A 23,477-nucleotide genomic window follows, 5' to 3' on the forward strand; every position below is an offset into this window, starting at 1 on the left:
ACGCGAAGCTCAGCAACCGCTTCGTGAGCGACCCGGCGAAGTTGTCGTGGAAGAACGCCGCGTCCTTGCCCAGCAGCTCGTCCACCGCGAACGCCGACAGGTTCTCGATCCCGCGCCCGTCCACGCGGTTGAGGCAGTGGAAGCCGATGCGCCACAACACCTCCGAGAGCAGCATGAGGCCGCCGAAGGCCAGCACGTACGGCAGCACCGCTCCGAGGCGGGTGTCCCCACCGCCCGCGAGGTGCCCGACGAGGGCGCCCACCGCCAGCGGCGCGAGGTAGAGCTGGCACGTGACGCCCAGCGCCGGCGAGACGAGGGCGCCCGCGGAGAGGAACCCGTGGCGCCGCAACTCCCTGCCGTACAGGCGCAGGGCGAGCAGAACCGCGTTCTCGCGGACGGGTTCGCCCGCCCCTGGCGCGTCCATCCGACTCCCTCCGGGAGCACCTCAGCGTCTTTTCATGGTGCCGCAGGAGGACGGGTCGCAGCGATCGAATATCGGGCGCGCTCCGCCGTCGCGAGGTGTGGGGAACCGCCGCCGAACCAGGCGGATGAGTGGCAGTTTCCCACCTCTTTCCCTTCCAGCATCGCATTTATGGTGACTAGCGGCAGCCGGCTCGACACCGCGTCGAGAGGGCGCCCGCCCCGTCGTACCGAAGGAGAACCGCCCATGCCCGATCAGTCCACCGTCGTGAACGGGCTGATGCAGCCGCGGCCGCTCACCATCGCGCACGTCCTGGAGCGCGCCGAGCGGCTCCACGCGCACAAGCTCGTCACGACGGCGGACGTCGAGCGGCTCACGTACGCCGAGGTGGCCGACCACACCCGGCGCCTGGCCACCGCGCTGGACCACCTCGACGTCCCGGTCGGGGCCCGCGTCGGCACGTTCGCGAGCAACAGCAGGCGCCACCTGGAGCTGTACCTCGCCGTGCCCGCCACCAAGCGGGTGCTGCACTCGATCAACATCCGGCTCTCGGCGGAGCACCTGGAGTACATCGCCGACCACGCCGAGGACGACGTGGTGTTCGTCGACCGCGCCCTGCTCCCGCGGATCTGGCCGAGCGCCGACCGGTTGCCGCGGGTGCGGTACTGGGTGGTGCTGCCCGACGGCAGCGACGAGGCGATCCCGGTGGACCCCAGGGTCCTGGACTACGACGAGCTGGTGTCCAGCGCCCCGTTCACGGGCTCGTTCGAGGACGCGTTCACGCTCGCGGACGAGAACCTGGCCTCCGGGCTGTGCTACACCTCCGGGACGACCGGACCGCCCAAGGGTGTGCTGTACAGCCACCGGTCGACGGTCCTGCACTGCCTCGGGACGCTCGCGGCCGGTCTCATCGGCATCTGCGAGAGCGACGTGGTGATGCCGATCGTGCCCATGTTCCACGCCAACGCCTGGGGCCTGCCCTACGGCGCGATCATGGCGGGCGCGTCGCTGGTCCTGCCCGGCGCGTCCGCCGAGCCCGCCCACCTGCTGCGGCTGATGGAGGCCGAGCGGGTGACGGTCGCGGGCGCCGTCCCGACGGTGTGGACGAGCCTGGTGCCGGAGCTGCCGTCCTACGACCTGAGCGCGACGCGGTTCCTGCTGGGCGGCGGCTCCGCCATCGCCCCCGCGCTGTCGGAGACCTACCGCGCGGTGATCGGGGTGCCGATCACCCACTCCTGGGGGATGACGGAGATCAGCCCGGTCGGGACCATCGGCGGCACCCGCACCCGGCACCGGGACGCCACCGAGGACGAGCGGGTGGCCGTGCGGGCCGCCCAGGGCCAGCCCCTGCCGCTGGTGAACGTGCGGGTGGTCGACGTCGAGACCGGCCGGGAACTGCCCCGCGACGGCCGCGCCGTCGGCGAACTCCAGGTGGCGGGCCCGTGGGTGGCGGGCGGCTACTTCCGGGTGGACGCCGCCGAGAGCTTCACCGCCGACGGCTGGCTGCGCACCGGCGACCTGGCCACCCTCGACGCCGAGGGCTACCTGCGGCTCGTGGACCGGATCAAGGACCTGATCAAGTCCGGGGGCGAGTGGATCTCCTCGGTGGAGTTGGAGGCCGCCATCGTCTCGCACCCCGACGTCGTCGAGGTGGCGGTGGTCGCCCGCCCCGACCCGCGGTGGGTGGAGCGGCCCGTCGCCTACGTCGTCGTGCGCGACGGCAGCACCACCACGGCCGAGGATCTCCTGCGGCACATCACGCCGATGGTCGCGAAGTGGTGGCTGCCCGACGAGTTCGTCTTCCTCGACTCGCTGCCCAAGACGGGCACCGGCAAGCTGTCGAAGACCACCCTGCGCGACTCCGCCCGCATCGCCTGAACCGCACGGCTCAGGCCGACCCAGCCGCAGCCACCCTCAACTGGTGCAACCTCAACCCGAGCCGCAGTTCCAGGTCGTTGTCCTGGCGCCAATCCACACCGAGAACCACGCCCGCACGGTCCAACCGCTTGATCAACGTGTTCACGTGCAGGTGCAACGCCCTGGCCGTCGCCGCGACGTTCGCTCGGTGCAGGTAGAACGCACCGAGGGTGTCCACGAGGTTCGAGCCGCGCCGCTGGTCGTGGTCCAGGAGCGGGCCGATGGAGTCGGCGAGGAAGCGGTCGAGTTCGTGGACCCGTTCGGGGTCGAAGACCGTGGCGTACAGGGCGTACCGGCCCGTGGTGGTGCCCAGGTCGGTGTGGCCGAGCGCCCGCGCGACGGCCCCGCAGCGGCCCGCCAGGGCGAACGCGCGCGCCCAGTCGTGGTGAACGGCCCGCTCCCCCACGACCACGACGGGGGCGCCCGAGGTGCGGCGCAGGCGCTGGTGGACCTCCTGGACGGTCCGGTCGTCGTCGGCGCTGTGCAGGATCATCGTCGCCCTGCCCAGGTGCTCGCCCGCCAAGCCCGCGCGCTCGCGGGCGATGTCGTGCAGGTGGCGCGAGAGGTCGGTGGACGACAGCGTGGGCGAGTCCGCCACGAGGACCAGGTCCAGGCGGTCGGCGTCGATGCCGCGGGCCCTGGTGCGGACGCGCTGGGCGGGGCTGATCCCTGGGCTGCCGACCATCAGTTCGGTCAGGAGTTCGCCGCTCAGCCGTTCGCTGGCCTCGGCGACGGCCTGCTCCTTGAGGATGAGCAGCCCCAGGATGTGGGTGGCCCGTTCGAGGGTGCGCAGGTCCACGTCGTCCGGGGCCGACTCCCGGCTCCACGCCAGCGCGCCGAGGTGGCTGTCGCCCGCCTGGATCGCGGCGACGCTGCGGGCGATCCCGTCGGCGTCGATCGAGGTGGTGCAGCGGCCCGAGCGGCGCGCCCTCTCGACGGCGTCCGCGAGGTCGCCCTCGGCCGGGGCGCCGCACGGGCTCGACGCCGAATCCCGGCGGAGGTCGGGCGCACCGCCGCGGTCGAGGAGCGTGACGCTCCCGCCGAGCTGGTCGGCGAGGAGCTGCGCGACGTCCCCCGGTGACCCGCCGCCCAGCACGGCACCGGTCAGCGCCTCGTGGATCGCCTGCGCCCGCTCCACGACGGCCACGTGCTCCTCGATCCGCCGGTAGGCGACCCTCAGCTCCCGCAGGGCGTCCCGGCTCTCCTCGTAGAGGCGGGCGTTGTCGAGCGCGACGGCGGCGTGGTCGGCGAACGCGCTCAGCAGCGCGATCTCACCGGGCTGGAAGGACCGCTCCGAGCGGTCGGCGGCGAACAGCGCGCCCACCGCCTCGCCCCGGATCACCAGCGGCACACCGAGGAGCGCGACGAGCGCCTCCGTGGTGACGAGGCGGTCGAAGTTCGGGTCGTGGTCGATGAGCGTCGAGGCGGCGTAGTCGCGCACCCAGTGCGGGCTCCGCGACGCCAGCACCTTGCCGCCGAGCCCCACGCCGACCGGGATGCACGCCGTGAGGAAGGAGGCGGAGATCGTGCCCTCCGACGCCCTGGCCGACAGCTTGCCGTCCGCGCCGACCAGCGAGAGGTAGGTGAAGTCCGTGCCGATCAGCTCGTGGGCGTGGTGGACGATCGACTGGAGCACGTCGTCCAGCTCGCCCAGCGCGGTCAGGGACTTGGCGGTCGCGTACAGCGACGCCAGTTCGCGCTGGCGGCGCACGAGGGCGCGCGACTCCACCTCACCGTCGGGATCTTCGGCCACGGTGCCGCCCTCCTTCGACGTCGGGTGGAGGAAAGACCCACCGATCGGCACGAGACGTGTGTGATGCGTACCTCATCCACAGCGTAACCGCGCCCTAACATGACCGTCATCACCTGCCTGTGCTCTCGACGAAGGCGGCATGTATGGCGACCCCGCTCACGCAACCCGAAGAAGAGTCCGGCAGCCTCGGCGGCGCCGTGCCCGCGACCCGAAGCCGAGCGTTCCGCAAGCTGCTGACCGCGGGGCTCGTCGGCAGCTCGATCGAGTGGTACGACTTCTTCCTCTACGGCACCGCGGCCGCGCTGGTGTTCCCCCGCGTGTTCTTCCCGAACTCCTCGGCGCTGACGGGGACCCTGCTCGCCTTCAGCACCTTCTGGGCGGGCTTCGTGGCGCGGCCGATCGGCGGGGTGCTCGCCGGGCACTTCGGCGACAAGTACGGGCGCAAACCGGTCGTCGTGGCGTGCCTGGCGCTCATGGGGGCCGCGACGTTCCTGATCGGCTGCCTGCCCAGCGCGGCGTCGGTCGGCGCGCTGGCCCCGACGCTGCTGGTCACGCTGCGCTTCCTCCAGGGGCTCGCGGCGGGCGGCCAGTGGGGCGGGATCATGCTCCTGCTCACCGAGTCCGCCAGCCCCAAGCGGCGCGGCTTCGCCGGGACGTTCGGGCAGACCAGCGTTCCCGTCGCCGTGATCATCTCGAACCTGATCTTCGTCGCGGCCAGCGGCCTGATGCCGAACGACGCGTTCCTCAGCTGGGGCTGGCGCATCCCGTTCCTGGTCAGCGTCGTGATGTTCGCGGTGGTGCTCTACATCCAGACCAGGGTGGAGGACACGCCGGAGTTCCGCGAGTTGCAGCGGCAGGTGTCCACGCCCAAGGCCGCCGTGGTCCGCGCTCCGCTCGCGAAGGTCGTCCGGAGCAAGTGGCGGACCATCCTCCTCGGCTGCGGGCTCCTCTCGGCCACCAACAGCCTCTTCTACGTCAGCATCGCCGGGCTCCTGAGCTACGGCACGAACTCCCTGGGGCTCCAGCGCAACGCCCTGCTCGCGGTGGTGCTGCTCAGTTCCGTGGCGATGGTCGTGGTCATCCCCTGGTCCGGCCACCTCTCGGACAGGGTGGGCCGCAGGCCGCTGATCCTGATCGGCGGACTGGGCGTCGCGCTCTGGGCCTTCCCGTACTTCGGGCTGGTGGACACGGCGTCGCTGCCGCTGATCTTCGTGGCCGTGGTGGTGGGCTTCGTGCTCCAGTGCCTCACCTACGGCCCGATGGCGGCCTACCTCGGTGAGCTGTTCGCGCCCAACGTCCGCTACTCCGGGGCGTCGCTGTCCTACCAGCTCTCCGCGATCATCGTCAGCGGCGGCACGCCGTTCCTCATGACGGCGCTCATCGCGAAGACCGGGAGCACCGCGTCGGTCGCCGCCTACATCGCGGCCATGGGGCTGATCACCTTCGCCAGCGCGTGGTTCCTGCCCGAGACGAACACGGCCGAGGTCCGCGCGGACCCGACCGCCATCCCCGGCACCCACCTCTACCGCTGAAGACCCAGGAGGACACCGGCGTGATCAGCACATCCGCACCGCCGCGCACCGGGACCCGTCGGCTCGCCGTGCTGGCGGCCGCGGTCCTGGTGGCGACCGCCGCCCACGTCGCCCCCGCCGCCGCGGTGGCCCCGACCGCGGTGCCCGCGTGCGCCGGGCTGGCCGGGTTGGGGATCCCGGCGTCGGTGATGAGCCTGCCGACCAGCGGGGGCGTCGTCCGGTCGGCCGTGACCAGGACCGCCGTGGTCAGCGGCGAGACGATCGAGTACTGCCAGGTCGACGCCGACATCCTCCCCGTCGACCCGGCCGCGCCCGCCATCAAGGCGCGGGTCGCCCTCCCCCGCGACTGGAACCGCAGGGCGCTGATGTTCGGCGGCGGCGGCTACAACGGCACCGTTCCCGACCTGACGATGACCGTGCCCTTCGGCCCGGCCGACCGGCCCGCGCCCCTGGCCCGGCGGTACGCGACGTTCGCCAGCGACTCGGGGCACCAGCAGAGCCCGACGGCCGTCCCCTCGCTCGACGGGTCGTTCGGCGTGAACGACGAGGCGCTGAGGAACTTCGCCGCCGGTGACGCGCTGAAGAAGACCCACGACGCGAGCCTGTTCATCATCCGGCACGCCTACGCCTCCGCCCCGGTCGAGGTGTTCTTCGCGGGGGGCTCCACGGGTGGCCGCGAGGCGCTGGAGGTCGCCCGCCGGTGGCCGCACGCGTTCGACGGCGTGATCTCCGCCTACCCGGCCTGGAACAACCTCAGCGAGGTCCTCTACCTGGGGTACCTGACGCAGGTGCTGTCCCGGCCCGGCGCCTTCCCCGGTCCCGAGAAGCAGAAGCTGCTGTACGACAGCGTCGTCGACGCGTGCGACGGCTCGGACGGCGTGGAGGACGGCGTCGTCTCCAACCAGCGGGGTTGCCACTTCGACCCCCGCGCGCTGCGCTGCCCCGACGGGCTCGACACGGGCCCGACGTGCCTGTCGGACGCCCAGGTCGGGGCCGTGACCGCGATGTCGACGCCGTTCCGGTGGCCGTACCGGATCGCCGGCGGCGAGACGCACTACCCCGGCTTCCCGTTCCTCTCGGGAGCGGACATGCGGACCCCGTTCCTCGGGTTCGGCACCACCGCGCCCGCCAACCCCATGCCCGTGACGAGCGGCTACGGGATGCAGTACTGGGAGCAGTGGGTCAAGCACTTCCTCACGCGGGACCCCGGCCACGACTCGCTCGCCGTCGATCCCCGCGACCCCGGCGAGTGGCTCGCCCGGATCAGCCACCTGTCCACCGTCCAGGACCGCAACGACGTGGACCTGCGCCCGTTCGCCCGCGCGGGCGGCAAGCTGATCCTGCTCCACGGCGCCGCGGACGAACTGGTGTCCCACCGGTCGACGAACGACTACTACCAGCGGGTGCGGGACCTGCTGGGCCCCGTCGCGACCGACCGGACCCTGCGGTACTACCTCGTGCCGGGGGCCAACCACGCGAACGTCGGCGCGCCGGCGTTCGCCGCGAACTGGGACTCCCTCTCGGCTCTGGAGCGCTGGGTCGACCGGGGGCAGCCGCCTGCGAACCCGGTCGTGGTCGACGCGAACCACGACCGGCGCACCCGGCCGCTCTGCGAGTACCCGGCCTGGCCCCGCTACCGCGCGGGCGACCCGAACAGCGCGTCGAGCTTCACCTGCGTGCGGTGAACCCGGTGCGGTGACCGCGCTCCTCCAGGGGCGCGGTCACCGCGCTACCGCTCGAACCGCCCCTCCCGAGCCCCCGCACGGCCGGGAGCGGGCGCTCGGTGGCCTCTCACGAGGCCGCCCGCCCCACACCGGAGAACTTCTCGACGGCCGCCGGGGTGACGGGCGTGAAGAAGTTCACCAGGTTGCCGTCGGGGTCGCGGAACAGCAGCGCGCGGTTGCCCCAGGGCATCGTGGTGGGTTCGGTGACGAACTCCCCCACGACGTCGACCAGGTTCCGGTGCACGGCGTCCACGTCGTCGACGAGGAACTCGACGACGACGCTGCGGTTGTCGGCGGGCCGGGCGGAACCGGGTGCGAACAGCGGCACGGTGCGGGTGCTCGCGATGGCGAGCGTGGCCGAGGCGGTCCTCAGCTCGGCGAAGTCCTCGGTGGCCCGGTCGGCCCGCACGCCGGTCACGCGCTCGTAGAAGGTGACGAGGCGGGCGACGTCGTCGGTGATGACGCGGATGGACACGAAGTTCACGGGATCTCCCTCGGTAGTGGTCGCACCCGGCACGCTAGAGCGGATACCGGGCGAAACCCGCCCGGTACGGCTGGGAGGATTCCGGGGGTGACCCGACCCGTGTCCCGCGTGCTCGCCCTGCTGGAACTCCTCCAGTCGGGAGGGCTCCGGACCGTGGCCGAACTCGCCGACCGGCTCGGTGTGGACGAGCGCACGGTGAGGCGGTACGCCCAGCACCTCACCGACCTGGACGTGCCGGTCGAGTCGGTGCGCGGTCGCTACGGCGGCTACCGGCTCGCGCCGGGCTACCGGATGCCCCCGCTGATGCTGAGCGACGAGGAAGCGCTCGCCGTGCTGCTCGGCCTGGTCGCGGGCCGCCGGGCGGGTCTGACGACGGCCGCGGGCACGGCGAGCGAGACGGCGGCGGCCAAGGTCCGCCGCGTGCTGCCCGAACGGCTGGGCCGCAGGCTCGACGCCGTGCTGGGCTCGCTCGCCTTCACCGCTCCGGCGGACGAGCACCCCGCCCCGGACGCCGCGGTCCTGCTGCCGATCGCCGACGCGGTGAGCCACCACCGCCCGGTGTCGATCCGGTACACCGCCGCCGACGGCGGGCGCAGCGAACGCGTGCTGCACCCGCACGGGCTCGTCGCCCACGCGGGCAGGTGGTACGTGACGGGTGCCGTGCCGGGGACCGGCGAGGACCGGACGTTCCGGCTGGACCGCATCACGGGCGCGACGACCCTGCCGGGCTCGTTCGACCCGCCCGACGGGCCGGACCCGGCGCGGCGCCTCCTGACGAGCCTCGCGACCGCCGCGTACCGGTACGAGGTGACCGTGCGGGTCCGGGGGACCGCCGCGCAGGTCCACGCCCGCCTCCCGGCGAGCGTCGCGGTCGTGACGGAGTCCCCCGGCGGCGCGGGGTCGTGGTCCCTCGTCGAACTGCGCGCCGAACGGCTCGACTGGCTGCCCGCCGCGCTGGCGTCGCTGGACCTGCCGTTCGTCGTCGAACGGCCCGCCGAGCTCCGCGACCTCGTCGTGGCGTTCGCCGACCGACTGGTCCGGTCGGCCCGGAGCCAGCGCGCCCGGAAGAAGTCGGGCGGGTCGGGTTCCTCCCGCGGCGACTCGGAGGAGCCGGGAGGACCACCGTGCGCCGACGGGATGTGACGCACATTCGCCACGTTCGCGTGCCACGCCCGTTCACCGCCGGGAACGCTTGCCAGATCGGGACGCTTGGTGAATCATCCGGTCAGCCGTCCCCCGCCCACCCGAGCACGGTGAACAGGGTGTGGAGTCTCATGTGGAGGGCGGCGGGCCGAGTTCGACAGGAACCGAAGAGCACGAACACGCGAGTGGTGATGAATCGGATGCGTGCTCGTTCCTCGGTTCATCCGGTTCCGCTCGCGGACAGGGCTCTTCGGCGAGGACGGAAAGGACGTTCATGCGGAGTGCGGGGAAAACAGCGATCACCATCTCCGCGGTGGTCGCGCTCGCCGCAGGCACGACGGGGGTGGCGACGGCTCAGCAGCCGGGGGTCGCCGCCGATTCGGTGCGCGGGTCCATCGCGTACCTGGTGGACCGGTACGGCGTGAGCCAGGCGGAGGCGCTCCGGCGGCTCGACCTCCAGCGGGTCTCGTCGCACCTGGACAAGCTGTTCAAGACGGCCTTTCCCGACAACTACGCCGGGATGCGGATCGACCAGGACGGCGGTGGCGTGCTCAGGGTGTCGTTCAAGGACCCCTCGGCCGCCACCGGTGCCCTGGCCGACGTGGCCGACCGCGCGCACGTGACGACCGAGCGGGTGGAGCACTCCCTCGCCGATCTGACCGCGGCGCGCGACCGGGTCGCCCAGGAGGTCGACGCCGGGCCGCTCTCGGCGTACCTGCCCGCGATCAGCCAGGCGGAGAACCGCGTGGTGCTGTGGGAACGGGAGTGGGTGGCCCAGGACACGACGCGCCTGGACTCGCCCGCGCGGGCGGGTGCCTCGGCCGCGGCCGAGGCGGACGCCGCCCGTCGTGCGGTCGCCGCCGACCCCGGTGTGGTCGTGGCGCGCACGCTCGTCGAGCCGAAGCCGTTGGCCGCCCAGGTGGTCGACCCCGACCAGTGCCACCCGCTGTCGTGCCTGGACCAGGGCCCGATGCGCGGTGGTATCCGGTTGAACCTGAAGCGGGACAACGGAACCTGGGGCGGGTGCACGGTCGGGTACAACGTGCGGTCCTCCGGTGGTGGGTTCGCGGGCAAGCCGTGGGTCCTGACCGCCGGGCACTGCATGGCGACGAAGACCAACAACACCCCGACCCAGCACCACGGGGTCGACGTCGTGGCGCAGCACGGGATCGAGAAGAACTCCTACCCCTACGACTACGCGGCCGTCCCCTACGTGGACGACGCCACCGCGCAGGAGTGGCTGGAGGGGCACTCGGAGCGCAACCTCGTGCTGAAGTGCGAGGGGGTGGGCGGGTGCGACACCCCGTCCACCCAGCAGATCACCACGGTGCACCCGCTCGCCGACATCATCCCCGGTTGGGTGGTGTGCGCGGCGGGCTCCGGCTCCAGCGCGGCCGACCACCCGGCCGAGGTCGACAGCGGGGCGGGCGCGGGCTACCAGCCCGGCACGCACTGCGGCCAGGTCCTGTCCACCGACGTCGGCATCAACACCGACGTGTGCGCACGCGCCGGGGACAGCGGCGGTCCGCTGTTCACCGAGGTGGACCGGGCGGGGCTGGGCATCCTGGAGGGCAGCCAGCAGGAGCGCAGCGGTCCGTGCGCTCCCGGTGAGCTGAACAACTACTCGCCCCTGGACACGATCCTGACGGATCTCGGGGAGCGGGTCGCGAGCCAGGGCTCGGTGTTCTCGGTGATCACGTCGCCGCAGGGCTGACACGGGTTCGGGGGTGGTGCGCCCCGGTGGCGCACCACCCCCGACCTCACCGGACGCGGAACGTCCACCGGCCCGATCCCACGTCGTGGACGGCCGTGCGGTCGTCGACCCGCACGAGTCGGGCTCCCGTGGTGGCCCTGAGCCGGTGGTCGCCCTGGAGCGGCACCTCCACCCTCGCGGTCGTGCCGACCGGCACCGCCACCTCCGGGCGGGACTCGCGGTCGGTCCCGCGCCAGCCGGACGCGACCGGACCGCGGCGACGGACGCCGAGACGTGGTCGAGCGTCGCGCGGACGTTCTCCGGCGGCACCAGCCCGAAGGCCTGCGGCACGATGCCGGCGACCTGGCGCCCACTGCCGCACGTCGTGCCGTCCGGGCTGATCAGGTGCGCGGTGAACGCGTCCCCGATGCTCACCGGGGTACTGCGCCTCGGCGGCGCCGCTGGGCAGCGCAGCCCGAATTGAAGCGATTCGTTCCCGCTCGACGCTACAAGCCGGGCGGGCGACGCGGAACGGCCCGACGGCCGAACCGCCGGTGCACCCGTCCGGTGGGAGCCGCCGTCCCAGCGGTTCCGCGAACGGGTCGCACGCGGTAGAACCACTGGCGTGATGCGACGCCGTTCCCGAACCCTGCCCGCCCTGCTGGCCGCGCTGACCCTCGTCCTCGTCCCCGCTCCCGCCTCGGCGGAGACCGGGCGGGCCGGGTTCGTCACCCTCAGGTCGATCGACCCGACGATCGTGCAGGAGATCCGCTACACCACACCCCACAACTTCGTCGGTGTCCCGATCGACGGCTACCTCGAACCGACCTGCCTGCTCACGAAGCAGGCGGCGAAGGCGCTGCGGACCGTGCAGCGGCGGGTGCGCCCGCTCGGCCTGACCCTGAAGGTCTACGACTGCTACCGCCCGCAGCGGGCCGTCGACCACTTCGTGCGCTGGGCCGAGGACCTCGACGACACCACGACGAAGGCCGAGTTCTACCCGCGCGTCGACAAGACCAGGCTGTTCCTCGACGGCTACATCGCCGAGCGCTCCGGGCACAGCCGCGGCAGCACGCTCGACGTCACGCTGGTGCGGCTGCCCCCGGCCCCGCAGCGGCCGTACGTGCCCGGCGAACCCCTGACGCCCTGCTACGCGCCGGTGGGCGAGCGCTTCCCGGACAACACCGTCGACATGGGCACGGGGTACGACTGCTTCGACACCCTCTCCCACACCGCCGACCCGCGGGTCACCGGTGTCGCGCGGCAGAACCGCGACCTGCTCGTGACCGCCATGGACGCGGCGGGCTTCACCAACCTGGCCGAGGAGTGGTGGCACTTCACCCTGCGCGGCGAACCGTTCCCCGACACCTACTTCGACTTCCCCGTGGCCCGCTCGTCGGTGGGCGGGCGTGCGGCGGACCGCGGGTGACGGATCGAACACGGCTGCCCGGCGACCCCTCGGTTTGCCGGGCGGTTTCGCCTACTCTGGCCCGACCGGTCAGCGGCGACGGGGGGTTGGTGCTGTGGCTCGGCGTTCGGACCCACCGGTGGTGGTCCTGAGCATCCTGCTCGTGCTGTCGCTCGCCGGGTGGTTCGGTTTCGACTACCTGCACGACCGGCTCTCCGCGTCGGACTGCGACGCGGTCACCGCGCTCAGCGTCGTCGCCGCGCCGGACGTCGCCCCGGCCGTGGCCCGCGTGTCCGAGCAGGGCGGCGACCCGTGCTACCGGGTCGAGGTGGTGTCGAGGGAGTCCGCCGAAGCGGTCGAGACCCTCGCGGCCGTCAAGCCGGACGTGTGGATCCCCGAGTCGTCCCTGTGGCTGCTGCGCGCCCAGCGCGGGGGTGCGTGGAACATCCCCGTCACCGGTCCGTCGATCGCGTCCTCCCCCGTCGTGCTGGGGCTGACCGAGACGGCCGCGCGGCAGTTCGGCTGGCCCGCTCGGGCTCCGACGTGGGCGCAGGTGTTCAGCGGCGAGACCGCGCTCGGGTTCGTCGACCCGGCCGTCGACCCGACCGGTCTGTCGGCGTTGATCGGCACCGGCGAGCTGACCGCGTCGGCCCCGGACCCCGCCGCGTCCTACGCGCTGATGCTGCGCAAGCTCACCAGGAACACCGTCCAGCGGCCCGCCGAGCTGTTCGACCCCGCGCGGCGGCTGGACGGCGTCGTGACCCCGGAGTCGGCCCTGGCCGAGCACGGCCTGGTCGGGGTGTACGCCGATCCCGCCGTGCCGTCGCTGGACTACCCGTACGTCGTCCTTCCCGGCTCCGACCAAGCGAAACGCGATGCGGCGCAACAACTCCTGAGCCGCCTGCTCGACCAGTCCTCGGCGGGGCCGTTCACCGAGGCCGGGCTGCGCGCGCCCGACGGCCTGCCGCTCGGGGGGACCACCGCCCCCGCGGTGCGGCCGGTCGCGCCGCCCGCCGACCCCGACCAGTTGCTCAACCAGTGGGCGGCGGTCAACCGCAGCGCCCGGATGCAGGTGCTGCTGGACGTGTCCGGGTCGATGGCGCAGGCCGTTCCCGAGGCCGACGCCAACCGGATGACGCTCACCATCCAGGCCGCCGAGTTGGGCATCAGGCTGTTCAAGCCCACCACCAAGGTCGGCCTGTGGCGGTTCTCCACGAACCTCGACGGCGCACGGGACCACCAGGAACTGCTGCCCGTGCGGCCGGTGGGCGAGCAGCTGACCGACGGCTCGCTCGACCAGCTCCGCCGGGTCAGGGCGATCCCCAACGGCGCCACCGGCCTGTACGACTCGGTGCTGGCGGCCTACACCTCGGCGCGGGAGAACTGGGAGCCCGGCCGGATCAACCTGGTCGTGGTGCTCACCGACGGCAAGAACGAGGACCCCTCGGGCATCACGCAGGAGGAACTGCTCGCCAGGCTGGCCGAGCTCCAGGACCCGAAACGACCGCTCCAGGTCATCGGGATCGGGATCGGCCCGGACATCGACCCGGTCGAGCTGCGGACGATCTCGCAGGCGACCGGTGGAGACGCCTACACCACCCCGGACCCGACCAAGATCGTCGACGTGTTCTACGCCGCGATGGGGAGGTTGCTGGAAACGTGACCACCACGACCACCGAGGAACCGCAGATCGTCCTGGCCCGGCCGCGCCCCGTCGTCCTGGCCGCGGTCGCGGTCGGCGTCGTGCCGTTCGCGCTGCACGCGTGGATGGCCCTCACCGGCTACTTCGGACACGACGACTTCGTGATCCTGCACCGGGCCGCGGCGCACGGCCCGTTCGACCTCGACTACCTCTTCCAGGACTACAGCGGCCACCTGGCGCCGGGCATGTTCCTGCTGGCGTGGTTCGTCACCGCGGTCGCGCCGCTGAGCCACGTGTTCGCCGTGCTCCCGCTGCTCGTCGTGCAGGCGGTGGCGTCCGTGCTGTTCTGGCGGGTGCTGACGCGGTGCTTCGGGTCGCGCTGGGCGCTGCTGCCGGCGTTCGCGGTGTACGCGTTCTCCCCGCTGGTCCTCTACCCCACGCTGTGGTGGGCCTACGGCGTGCAATTGTTCCCGTTGCTGCTGACCGTGTTCGGCGCGATCAACGCGCACCTGACCTACCTGCGCACCCGCGCGCCGAAGCAGGTCGTCCCGACCCTGCTGTGGATCGTCGCGGGCATGGCCTTCTACGAGAAGGCAGCGCTGGTCGTCGCCGTGCTGTTCGGGCTCACGCTCCTGCTGGGCGAACGGGTCCCGAGGTGGGTGTGGTTCGCGCACGGCGGCGTCGTGGCCGGGTTCGCCGTCCTCTTCGTCGCCCTGACCACGAGCCGCGTCAAGAACGACCTGCCGTCGGCGGACTTCATCGCGGAGTTCACCGGCAACGCGGTGCTGAACACGTTCCTGCCGGGGCTGTTCGGCGGCCCGTGGACCGCTCCCTCGGCCGGTGCCACCATCTCGACGTCACCGCTGTGGCTGCGCCTCGCCGTGGCCGCGGTGGCCGTGGCGGTGCTCGTCGTCGCGCTGGTCGGGGCACCGAGGCGCGCGGGACTGGCGTGGCTGATGCTGGCCGGGTACCTCGCGGTCGACCTGGGGCTGGTGATCGTGACCAGGCTGCCCGAGATCGGACCGCTGATCGGCAACGACCCCCGCTACATCGCCGACGCCGTGCCGATCGCCGTGCTCTGCGCGACGTTCGCGTTCCTCGACCCCGGCGAGCGCACCGGCGGCCTCGGGCGATCCGCCGCGCTCGGTCTGGTGGCGGTGCTCGGGATCAGCGCCACGTTCAGCTTCCTGTGGCTCGCGCCCGGTCTCCAGTTCACCAGGTCGGCGCAGTACGTCAGCACCGCGCGGGCCGCGCTGGCGGCGAACCCGTCGATGGCGCTCTACGACACGCAGGTCCCCGACGCGGTCATGTCGGTGTGGCTCGTCGAGGACGGCAAGGCGTCCAGGGTGGTCGGCCTGCTCCCGCAGCGGCCGAAGTTCGACCAGCCCGCCGAGGAGATGTTCCTGCTGGACGACGACGGGTCGCCGCACCGGATCACCGGCGTCGGGGACCCGGTCATCGGCAGGAAGGGACCGGTCGCCGACTGCGGCTGGCCGGTGGGCGGCCAGGTCGTGACGATTCCGTTGAGCAGCAGGGTGGAGGGCAGACGGCTGCTGCGGGTGGAGTACTACACCTCCAGCGCGGGCCCGGTGCGGCTCGGTCTGGGAACGTCCGTGCAGGAGGTGAACTTCGCCGAGGGCCTGCACGTGCTGTACGTCGTCGTGAACGGCGGCTCCGACCGGCTGGAGGTCAACCGCCGTACGGAGGTCGACCCGATGTGCGTGGTGGACGTCCGGATAGGTTCCCCCAGGACATGACCCGACGCAGTGCCTCGACCGGCGACCTCCGCCGCGCCTTCGGCCGCCGAAGACGGGGCACAGGCCGCCGGCCAGGCACTAGACTCCGGCGAATGACCTTCGACCAGGTGCGCCGCGACTGGACCCGGCTAGGCGAAGCGGATCCCCTGTGGGCGGTGCACGTCGCGCCGGACAAGCGCGGCGGTCGGTGGGAGGTCGACCAGTTCCTCGAACTGGGCAGGCGGGACGTGGCGGTGGCCCGCGAGTGGCTCGCCCGGCTCGACCTGCCGGTGACCTGGCGGCGGGTGCTGGACTTCGGGTGCGGCGCTGGACGGCTGTCGCAGGCGCTGGCCGAGCACGCGGACGAGGTCGTCGGCGTGGACGTCTCACCGCCGATGCTCGCCACCGCCGAGGAGCTCGACCGCAGCGGCGGGAAGTGCCGGTTCGTCCACAACGAGACGCCGGACCTGCGCCGGTTCCCCGACGGCGACTTCGACCTGGTCTACACCGAACTGGTGCTGCAACACCTGCCGCGCACGGCCATCGAGGCCTACCTGGCGGAGTTCCTGCGCGTGCTGCGCCCCGGTGGCGTGGCGGTGCTCCAGTGCACGACGAGTCCTCTGTGGACAGCGCGCGGCGTGGTGTGGCGGTTCGCGCCCTACCGGCTGGTGGCCTGGGGGCAGCGGGTCGTGCTGCGCTACCCGGCGCCGATGCGGATGACCGCGCTGGCACCGGACCGGGTCCGCGCCGTGGTCGCCGCGCACGGCGGTGAGGTGGTGGACAGCGTGTCCGAGGACGTCCCCGCGACCCACTGGCGGTCCACGAGATACGTCGTCCGCAAGAGGTGACGCGCGCCGGGGTGGCCGTGGGCCTGCTCCGCAGTCCCACGACGTGGATCGTGCTGGGTCTCACGCTGCTGTCGTTCCTGCAACGGCCCGGCCGCACCACCTTCGACACCAAGCTGGACCTGGTGGTCGACCCGCTGGCGTTCCTCGGCCGCGCGCTGCACCTGTGGAACCCGGCGGCCAGCGGCGGCGAACTCCAGAACCAGGCCTACGGCTACCTGTTCCCGATGGGCCCGTACTTCGCGCTGTGCCAGCTGCTCGGGCTGCCGCCGTGGATCGCCCAGCGCCTGTGGTGCGCCCTGCTGCTGTGCGCCGCGTTCGGCGGGGTGCTCGCGGTCGCGCGGGCGCTGCGCGTCGGCAGCGCCCCGGCGCAGTACCTGGGAGCCGTCGCGTACGCGCTGGCGCCGAGGATGCTGACCGAGATCGGTCCGCTGTCGGCGGAGATGGTCGCGGCCGTGATGCTGCCGTGGATCCTGCTGCCCCTGGTGCGGGCCGACCGGATCGGGTCACCGCGCCGGGCGGCCGGGCTGTCCGGACTGGCGGTCCTCGGCGTCGGCGGGATGAACGGCGCGCTGGTGATCACGGTCCTGCTGCTGCCCGGACTGTGGCTGCTCACCCGGCGGTGGACCGCGCGGCACGTGCGGCTCGTGCTCTGGTGGTCCGGCGCCGTGGTCGCGTCCGTGCTCTGGTGGCTGCTGCCGTTGATGCTGCTCGGCGAGTACAGCCTCCCGTTCGTCGACTACGTCGAGTCGGCCGCCAACACCACGGCGCCGACGTCGCTGTTCCAGGTCCTGCGCGGCACCAACCAGTGGGTGGCCTACATCGTGCAGGGCAGCCCGTGGTGGCCGTCGGGCTTCGTGCTGGTCGACAACCCGGTCCTGATGCTGGCCACCGGGCTCGTCGCCGCGGTCGGCCTCGCCGGGCTGGTCCGCCGAGGGCTGCCGGAACGGCTCTTCCTGACGCTCGGCGTCGTCGCGGGCGTCACCGTGATGACCATCGGCTACGTCGGGGAGCTCGACAGCCCGCTGTCCCACACCGTCCGCGCGCTGCTGGACGGGCCGCTGGCCCCGCTGCGCAACGTGCACAAGTTCGAACCCGGCCTGCGGCTGCCCCTGGTGCTCGCGTTCGCGCACGCCGTGTCGCGCGTGCGGGTCCCGGCCGCCGCGGGCCGGGCGTTCGCGGGCCGGGCCCGGCTCGCCGTCGGTGTCGTGCTGGTGGCCGTGACGGCCGTGCCCGCGTGGACGTTCACGCTGCGGCCGGGACCGGGGTGGCAGGACGTCCCCGACTACTGGCGCTCGGCGATGACGTGGCTCGCCGACAACGACCCGGACGCCCGCACCCTGCTGCTGCCCGGAACCGGGTTCGGCGAGTACACCTGGGGCAGGACGGTCGACGAGCCCGCGCAGGCGCTGGCCCGGTCGCCGTGGGCGCTGCGCAGCCAGATCCCGCTCGGCTCGGAGGGCAACACCCGGCTGATGGACGCGGTCGAGGACGCGCTCGCCAACGGCAGGGGCTCGCCGGGCCTCGCCGACTTCCTCGCCCGCTCCGGGCACCGGTTCCTGCTGGTGCGCAACGACATCGACCGACCCGCCACGGGCGCGCCCCCGGTCACGGTGGTGCGGGACGCGCTGGCCCGCTCCGCCGGGATCGAGCGCGTGGCGACGTTCGGCCCCGAGGTCGCGCCGCGCGACCAGCCGGTGGCGGGCGCGATCGACCTCGACGCCGCACCGGCGCCCGCGCTGGAGGTCTACGAGGTGGAGCGGGCGGTGCCGCGCGCGGTCGCCGTGCACGCCGAGGACCTCGCGACGGTGAGCGGTGGCCCGGAATCCCTGCTGCCGCTGCTCGACTCCGGAGTGCTGCGGGGCGATCGGCCCGCCGTGCTGGCGGGCGACGGCGGCGCGCCCGCGAGCCGGGACTGGCTCGTGACCGACGGCCTGCGTCACCGCGAGCGCAACGTCGGGCGGGTGCGGGACAACCTGAGCCAGACGCTCGCGCCCGACGAGCGGCCGAGGCAGGACCGACCGGCCTCCGACATCCTGCCGTTCTCCGGCCCCGAGCACCTGACCTTCGCGGCCTACCGCGGGATCCGCGGCGTCACGGCGTCGAGTTCGACCGGGTTCGCGGACTCCGTCCGGGCCTCCGACCCGTCGTCCATGCCGTTCGCGGCGATCGACGGGGATCCCTACAGCGCCTGGCAGTCCTCCACGCTGGACGGTCCGGCCGGGCAGTGGCTGGAGGTCGGGCTGGACACGCCGAGGGTCGTCGACCAGGTGTCGCTGCGGGTGGTCGACGACATCCGCGTCGGCTGGCCGGTCACCAGGATCAGGATCACCACCGACTCCGGTTCCCGCGAGCACGAGGTCGCCAGGGGTGCCGCGCCGCAGGCGTTCGCGGTGTCGCCGGGGCTCACGAGCAGGGTCCGGGTCACGGTGCTGTCGGTGGCGGCCGAGCAGACGACCGGCTCCGTCGGCATCGCCGAGCTGTCGGTGCCGGGGGTGACCGCCCAGCGGGCGCTGCGCGTGCCCGCCGACGTCGAACCCGGTCCGGAGCAGCGGACGACCTTCGCGTTCAGCCGCGGCGCCCAGCCGCGCTACTCCTGCACCGGCACCGACGGCGACCAGCGGTGCGACGTGGGGTTGGCCAGGAGCGGCGAGGAGCCCGACGGGGTCCACCGGCTGTTCCGCACCCGCGACGACGCGAACTACGTCCTCGCCGGGACGGTCCTGCCGACCGTCGGCGGTGTGGTCCCCGTGACCCCGGCGGGGGTGACCGTCTCCAGCACGACCCAGCTGGCCGGTGATCCGGCCGCCGCGCCGCTGGCCGCGGTCGACGTCAACCCCGCCACGACGTGGATCGCCGACTACACCGACGAGGAACCCACGCTGCGCCTGGCGTGGTCCGGCGCCCGCGACGTGACCGGGCTGCGGCTGACCACGTCGGCGCTGTCCGGCGCGTCCCGCCCGACCGAGGTGCGGATCACCACCCCGGAGCTGAGCCGCACCGTGCCGGTGTTCTCCGACGGCTCGGTCGAGTTCGCCGCCACCACGGACCGGCTGGACATCACGGTCCAGAGGAGCGAGGGCGTGCCCGACCGCGTTCCGGGGCCGGTGGGCATCAGCGACGTGGAGATCGCGGGCGCGCCCGACCTGGTGCGGCCGATCCCCCTGGACACCCCGTTCACCGTGCCGTGCGGTTCGGGCCCGGCCGTCACCGTCGACGGAACCTCCTACGCCACCACGGTGTCCGGCACGCTGCGGGACGTGTTCCAGCACCGGCCGCTGCCGCTGGGCACGTGCCGGGACCTCGTCGAGGGCGTCGACCTCGACGGCCGGGAGCACGAGGTGAGCACCGCCCGGTCGGACTCCTTCGTGGTGCAGGACCTCACGCTGCGGCCCAGCGCGGCCGGAGCCGACCAGCCGGAGCCGGGACGGCGCGCGATCGACGTCGAGCGGTGGGACGTCGCCCACCGGCAGCTGCGGGTGGACGCCGGACCGGCCGCGGTCCTCAGCGTCCCGGAGAACGCGAACGACGGCTGGGTGGCGAAGGTCGACGGGAAGCCGCTGGACCGCACCAGGGTCGACGGGTGGCAGCAGGCATGGGTGCTGCCCGCCGGTGGCGCGACGACCGTGGTGCTGGACTTCGAGCCCGACACGACCTACCGGCAGCGGCTGCTGGTCGGTGCCGCGGCCGTCGCGATCCTGCTGCTGGTCGCGCTCGTGCCGGTGCGCGGGCGGGTCCGGATCACCACTGCGCCCGGCGGCGGCCGGTGGGTGCCCGCGGCGCTGGTCGTGCTGCTCGCGGCCGTCGGCGGCGTGCTGCCGGTCGTGCTGCTGATCGCGAGCCTGCTCGCCCGCGCCGTGGCCCAGCGGTACGGCGCGCGGTTCAACGTCACGGCCGGGATCGTCGTCGCCGGGATGGCGACCGCCACGGGGATCGCGGTCGTCGGGCGCTTGCAGGGCCACGGGCAGGACTGGGCGTACGGGACGGCCACGCAGGCGGCCATCCTCGTCGCGCTGGCCGCGGCGGTCTCACCCTGCCTCGACTGGTTCGACCCGCGACCGGAACTCGACCAGGGCCCCGAGGCACACCAGCAGGGCGGTGGCGGTGACGGCCCCGGTGACGACCTGGACGGCCGACCCGTGCCACCAGAGGAGGACCAGCACGACCTCGAACCCGACCGCCAGCCACGTCAGTGACGTGGTCCGTCGGTCGGCGTCCGCGATCCTGGAGTACAGCAGGATCTGCACGAGCGCCAGCAGTGAACCGACCAGCGCGAACGGCCACACCGGGAGGCTGCTCGCCGCGTAGGCCGAACCGCCGACGAGCGACACGACCGTGCGGCCGAACAGCGCGCACCCCAGCACGACCACCGCGTCCGCGGCGGCGCAGACCGCCAGCGCGATCGGCACGATCCGGCGGCGGGCCGTGGCGTCGGCCAGCCTGGGCAGGACGACGACGGCGATGGAGTACGGGAGCCAGTAGGCGATCTTCGTGATCACCGAGCCCACCGCGTACTCCCCCGCCGCGCCCGCGGGGAGGGTGTGCCGGGCCAGCACCAGGTCCAGGTTCACCAGCAGCACCAGCGCCAGCAGCGCCTGCACGGCGTGCAGCACGTCGCGCACGTGCCCGGCGCCGCGCGGTCCCGGCACCGGTCGGCCGCAGATCAGCCAGCCCGCGCAGGCGACGAGGACGGACCCGGCGAGGGTGCCTGCGAACGCGCCGGCGGGCGTGCGGAGCAGGAGCAGGCCCGCCAGCGTGCCGCCGACCCGTCCGACGGCCTCGGTCGCGATCAGCCGGGCCATCGACCGGAACCGCTGGGTGCCCTGGAGGATCCCGTGGCACAGGCCGACGAGCGTGATCGGCGCGAGGGCGCAGGCGAGCAGCAGCACCGCCCACGGCCCCGGCAGGTGCAGCAGCACCACCAGCACGGGTGCGGCGGCCAGCGCGGTGGCGAAGACGGCGCCGCCGGTCATCAGGCCCAGCGTGACCAGGGGCCCGCGGTCCTGCTCGGGTGCCCGCGCCACCCGCAGGGCCACCACGGTCTGCAAGCCCATCGCGGGCACCGCGCCGATCGCGAGGACCGCCAGCAGCGAGCCCAGTTCGCCGAAGACCGACGGGGCGAGCAGCCGCGCGGCGATCAGCGTGAGCAGGTAGCTGGCGACGTTGCTGCCCCCGAAGGCGACCGCGACGACGACCGCGTCGAGGCGTGTCCTGGCCGGAAGGGTGTCCGCCATCGGCTTCGTCCCCTAAGTTCGGGTTACCGCGGGGTAGTCCTCGGGGAACCCTAAACCCGCGGCCCCGGTTCCGGTGCCGCCGAGGAGAAGCGACGGGTGCGATGCGGCTGGTCCTGCCCGCGGTGTCCGCCGCGCTCGCCCTGCTCGTGCTCACCCCGCTGCTCGGCCGCGGCTTCGTCCTGAACTACGACATGGTGTTCGCCCCGGACCAGGCGCTCCTGCCCGACGGCCTCGGTCTCGGCTCGGCGCTGCCCCGGTCGGTCCCGGCGGACGCGGTGGTGTCGTTCGCGACCGCGCTGCTGCCCGGTGACGTCGTCCAGAAGCTCGTGCTCCTGGCGGCCCTGTTCGCGGGTCCGCTCGGCGCGGGCAGGCTCGTGCCCGCGGAGTCGGTCGCGATCCGGGTCGTCGCCGCGGTCTGGTACGGCTGGAGCGCCTACCAGGCGGAACGGCTCTTCATGGGCCACTGGCCGTACCTGGTGGCCTACGCCTGCCTGCCGTGGATCGCGGCGGCCGGGCTCGCGGTCCGCCGGGGCGAACCCAAGGCCCTGGCGAGGCTGGTCCTGGTCTGCGCTCCCGCCGTCCTGACGCCGACCGGCGGGATCATCGCCGCGGTGCTCGCGGTCGTGTGCTCGGGCCGCCGCCGTCTCGCGGTCACCGCGCCGGTCGCGGTGGTGCTGAACCTGCCGTGGCTGCTGCCCTCCGTGCTGCGGCCCGGCGGCTCGCTGTCGAGCCCGGACGGCGCCGCGGCGTTCGCCGCCAGGGCCGAGAGCTGGGGCACGCCGGTCACGAGCGTGCTCGGCCTCGGCGGGATCTGGAACTCCGAGGTCGTGCCGGGCAGCCGGGCGATGCCGCTGGCCCCGGTGCTCACGCTGCTGTCGGTCGCGGTGGCCCTGGTGGGGCTGCGCTCGCTCGCGCCGCGCTGGGGCGTGGCGCCCGCGCGGTCGTTCGTCCTGCTCGGCGCGGTCGGTGTCGCGGTCGCGGTGTTCGGCACGGTGCCGGGCGGTGGTGACGCGCTGGCGTGGGCGGTGTCGCACGTACCCGGCGCGGGTCTGCTGCGGGACTCGCAGAAGTGGGTCGCGTGGTGGGCGCTCCCGCTCGCGCTCGGGGTCGCCCTCGGCGTCGAGGCGGCGGGCAGGCACCTGGCCGACCGGACCGCGCTCGTGTGGCTGGCCGCGCTGCTCCCGCTCGTCACGATGCCCGACCTCGCCTGGGCGGGGGCGGGGCGCCTGGACACCGTCGACTACCCGGCCGACTGGAGCGCCGTGCGGACCGCGCTGGCGGCGGACCGCGGCGCGGGCGACGTGCTGTCCCTGCCGATGTCGGCGTTCCGGCGGTTCGCCTGGAACGACGACCGGACCCAGCTCGACCCGGCGCCCCGGTTCCTGCCCAGGACGGTCGTCACCGACGACGTCGTGCACGTCGGCGGCAGGCCGGTGTCCGGAGAGGACGGTCGGGCCGCCGCGGTGCGCGAGGCGCTGGCCCGCGACGCCGACCTCGGTGCGCTGGGGATCGGCTGGGTGCTGGTGGAGCACGGGACTCCGGGCACGGTCGACCCCCGCGTGCTCGACGGTCTGCGGGAGGTGTGGTCCGGGCCGTGGCTGACCCTCTACCGGGTGCCGGGACCGGTCGCGCCGCCACCGGCCGGAGCACCGGTTTCGCCTGTGCTGGCAGGCGATCTGGCCGCACTGGCACTCGTCGCGTCCGGCCTATTGTGGCTGCTGTTACCAGCCGGTAGATTCAGACGGCCGGGGGTCTCACGGACAGTCGAGGAGTAAGCGTGCGCACAGTGATCGGTGCCGTCGTCGCCATCGTCGCCGGACTCGCGTTCGCCGGGGCCGGCACGTTCGTCCTCGTCAACTCACTGGCTCCGGACAGGGCGGTCGAGTTCCGGAACGCGCCGGAGGCCAACAACGCGAACGGTGTCGTCAACTACGGCACGCCGTAA

General features: G+C 73.3%; 15 protein-coding genes and 2 pseudogenes. 12 read left to right on the forward strand and 5 right to left on the reverse strand.

From position 1 onward, the window contains the following. Window positions 1-424, reverse strand: a pseudogene (locus VFZ92_RS12780) (ABC transporter ATP-binding protein); the annotation flags it as partial. 243 nt (window positions 425-667) lie between these two features. On the opposite strand from VFZ92_RS12780, the gene VFZ92_RS12785 reads away from it, so the two are divergent. Beyond that, window positions 668-2,299 (forward strand): long-chain fatty acid--CoA ligase, encoded by a 1,632-nt coding sequence (locus VFZ92_RS12785; RefSeq protein ID WP_330876094.1) that lies wholly within the window; start codon window positions 668-670, stop codon window positions 2,297-2,299. 10 nt (window positions 2,300-2,309) lie between these two features. Here VFZ92_RS12785 and VFZ92_RS12790 read toward each other — a convergent pair whose 3' ends face one another. Further along, a complete protein-coding gene (locus VFZ92_RS12790; protein ID WP_330876095.1) occupies window positions 2,310-4,091 on the reverse strand; it encodes a helix-turn-helix domain-containing protein in 1,782 nt (593 codons plus the stop codon). A 143-nt stretch (window positions 4,092-4,234) separates the two neighbouring features. Between VFZ92_RS12790 and VFZ92_RS12795 the strand changes: the two genes are divergently transcribed. Both VFZ92_RS12795 and VFZ92_RS12800 read left to right on the forward strand, forming a co-directional pair. Next, window positions 4,235-5,623 (forward strand): MFS transporter, encoded by a 1,389-nt coding sequence (locus VFZ92_RS12795; RefSeq protein ID WP_330876096.1) that lies wholly within the window; start codon window positions 4,235-4,237, stop codon window positions 5,621-5,623. A 188-nt stretch (window positions 5,624-5,811) separates the two neighbouring features. Further along, on the forward strand, window positions 5,812-7,308 hold the full coding sequence (locus VFZ92_RS12800) for a tannase/feruloyl esterase family alpha/beta hydrolase (RefSeq protein ID WP_330876149.1): 1,497 nt from the start codon (window positions 5,812-5,814) through the stop codon (window positions 7,306-7,308). Window positions 7,309-7,414: 106 nt separating this feature from the next. Here the strand turns inward: VFZ92_RS12800 and VFZ92_RS12805 are convergent, their stop codons facing one another. Then, the gene (locus VFZ92_RS12805) at window positions 7,415-7,831 is read right to left on the reverse strand and encodes a VOC family protein (protein ID WP_330876097.1); all 417 of its coding nucleotides are present in this window, start codon (window positions 7,829-7,831) and stop codon (window positions 7,415-7,417) included. 87 nt (window positions 7,832-7,918) lie between these two features. Between VFZ92_RS12805 and VFZ92_RS12810 the strand changes: the two genes are divergently transcribed. Together VFZ92_RS12810 and VFZ92_RS12815 are read left to right on the forward strand one after the other, a co-directional pair. Next, the gene (locus tag VFZ92_RS12810) at window positions 7,919-8,974 is read left to right on the forward strand and encodes a YafY family protein (RefSeq protein ID WP_330876098.1); all 1,056 of its coding nucleotides are present in this window, start codon (window positions 7,919-7,921) and stop codon (window positions 8,972-8,974) included. A gap of 274 nt (window positions 8,975-9,248) precedes the next feature. Continuing rightward, window positions 9,249-10,688, forward strand: a complete 1,440-nt coding sequence (locus VFZ92_RS12815) for a trypsin-like serine protease (protein WP_330876099.1) — start codon at window positions 9,249-9,251, stop codon at window positions 10,686-10,688. A gap of 46 nt (window positions 10,689-10,734) precedes the next feature. On the opposite strand, the gene VFZ92_RS12820 is transcribed toward VFZ92_RS12815, so the two are convergent. After that, on the reverse strand, window positions 10,735-10,884 hold the full coding sequence (locus VFZ92_RS12820; protein WP_330876100.1) for a hypothetical protein: 150 nt from the start codon (window positions 10,882-10,884) through the stop codon (window positions 10,735-10,737). 411 nt (window positions 10,885-11,295) lie between these two features. Here VFZ92_RS12820 and VFZ92_RS12825 point away from each other — a divergent pair, with 411 nt between their 5' ends. The 5 genes and pseudogenes from VFZ92_RS12825 to VFZ92_RS42585 form a co-directional block, all read left to right on the forward strand. Beyond that, window positions 11,296-12,096, forward strand: a complete 801-nt coding sequence (locus tag VFZ92_RS12825; protein ID WP_330876150.1) for a M15 family metallopeptidase — start codon at window positions 11,296-11,298, stop codon at window positions 12,094-12,096. A 121-nt stretch (window positions 12,097-12,217) separates the two neighbouring features. Beyond that, window positions 12,218-13,738, forward strand: a complete 1,521-nt coding sequence (locus tag VFZ92_RS12830) for a substrate-binding domain-containing protein (protein ID WP_330876101.1) — start codon at window positions 12,218-12,220, stop codon at window positions 13,736-13,738. Then, a complete protein-coding gene (locus tag VFZ92_RS12835; protein ID WP_330876102.1) occupies window positions 13,735-15,474 on the forward strand; it encodes a hypothetical protein in 1,740 nt (579 codons plus the stop codon). The genes VFZ92_RS12830 and VFZ92_RS12835 overlap by 4 nt, the downstream gene beginning before the upstream one ends. A gap of 92 nt (window positions 15,475-15,566) precedes the next feature. Continuing rightward, window positions 15,567-16,301: a class I SAM-dependent methyltransferase gene (locus VFZ92_RS12840; protein WP_330876103.1), complete on the forward strand. Its 735-nt coding sequence runs from the start codon at window positions 15,567-15,569 to the stop codon at window positions 16,299-16,301. Window positions 16,302-16,351: 50 nt separating this feature from the next. Then, window positions 16,352-19,426, forward strand: a pseudogene (locus VFZ92_RS42585) (alpha-(1->3)-arabinofuranosyltransferase); the annotation flags it as partial. 900 nt (window positions 19,427-20,326) lie between these two features. Here the strand turns inward: VFZ92_RS42585 and VFZ92_RS42470 are convergent. Next, window positions 20,327-21,532, reverse strand: coding sequence for a lipopolysaccharide biosynthesis protein (locus tag VFZ92_RS42470; RefSeq protein ID WP_414719886.1), 1,206 nt, complete (start codon window positions 21,530-21,532; stop codon window positions 20,327-20,329). Between the two features lie 101 nt (window positions 21,533-21,633). Between VFZ92_RS42470 and VFZ92_RS12850 the strand changes: the two genes are divergently transcribed. After that, complete coding sequence (locus tag VFZ92_RS12850; RefSeq protein ID WP_330876105.1) at window positions 21,634-23,307, forward strand: hypothetical protein; 1,674 nt, start codon at window positions 21,634-21,636, stop codon at window positions 23,305-23,307. A 2-nt stretch (window positions 23,308-23,309) separates the two neighbouring features. After that, window positions 23,310-23,477, forward strand: a complete 168-nt coding sequence (locus VFZ92_RS12855; RefSeq protein WP_330876106.1) for a hypothetical protein — start codon at window positions 23,310-23,312, stop codon at window positions 23,475-23,477.

The organism is Umezawaea sp. (genome assembly GCF_036375055.1).
Taxonomy (GTDB): Bacteria; Actinomycetota; Actinomycetes; order Mycobacteriales; family Pseudonocardiaceae; genus Umezawaea.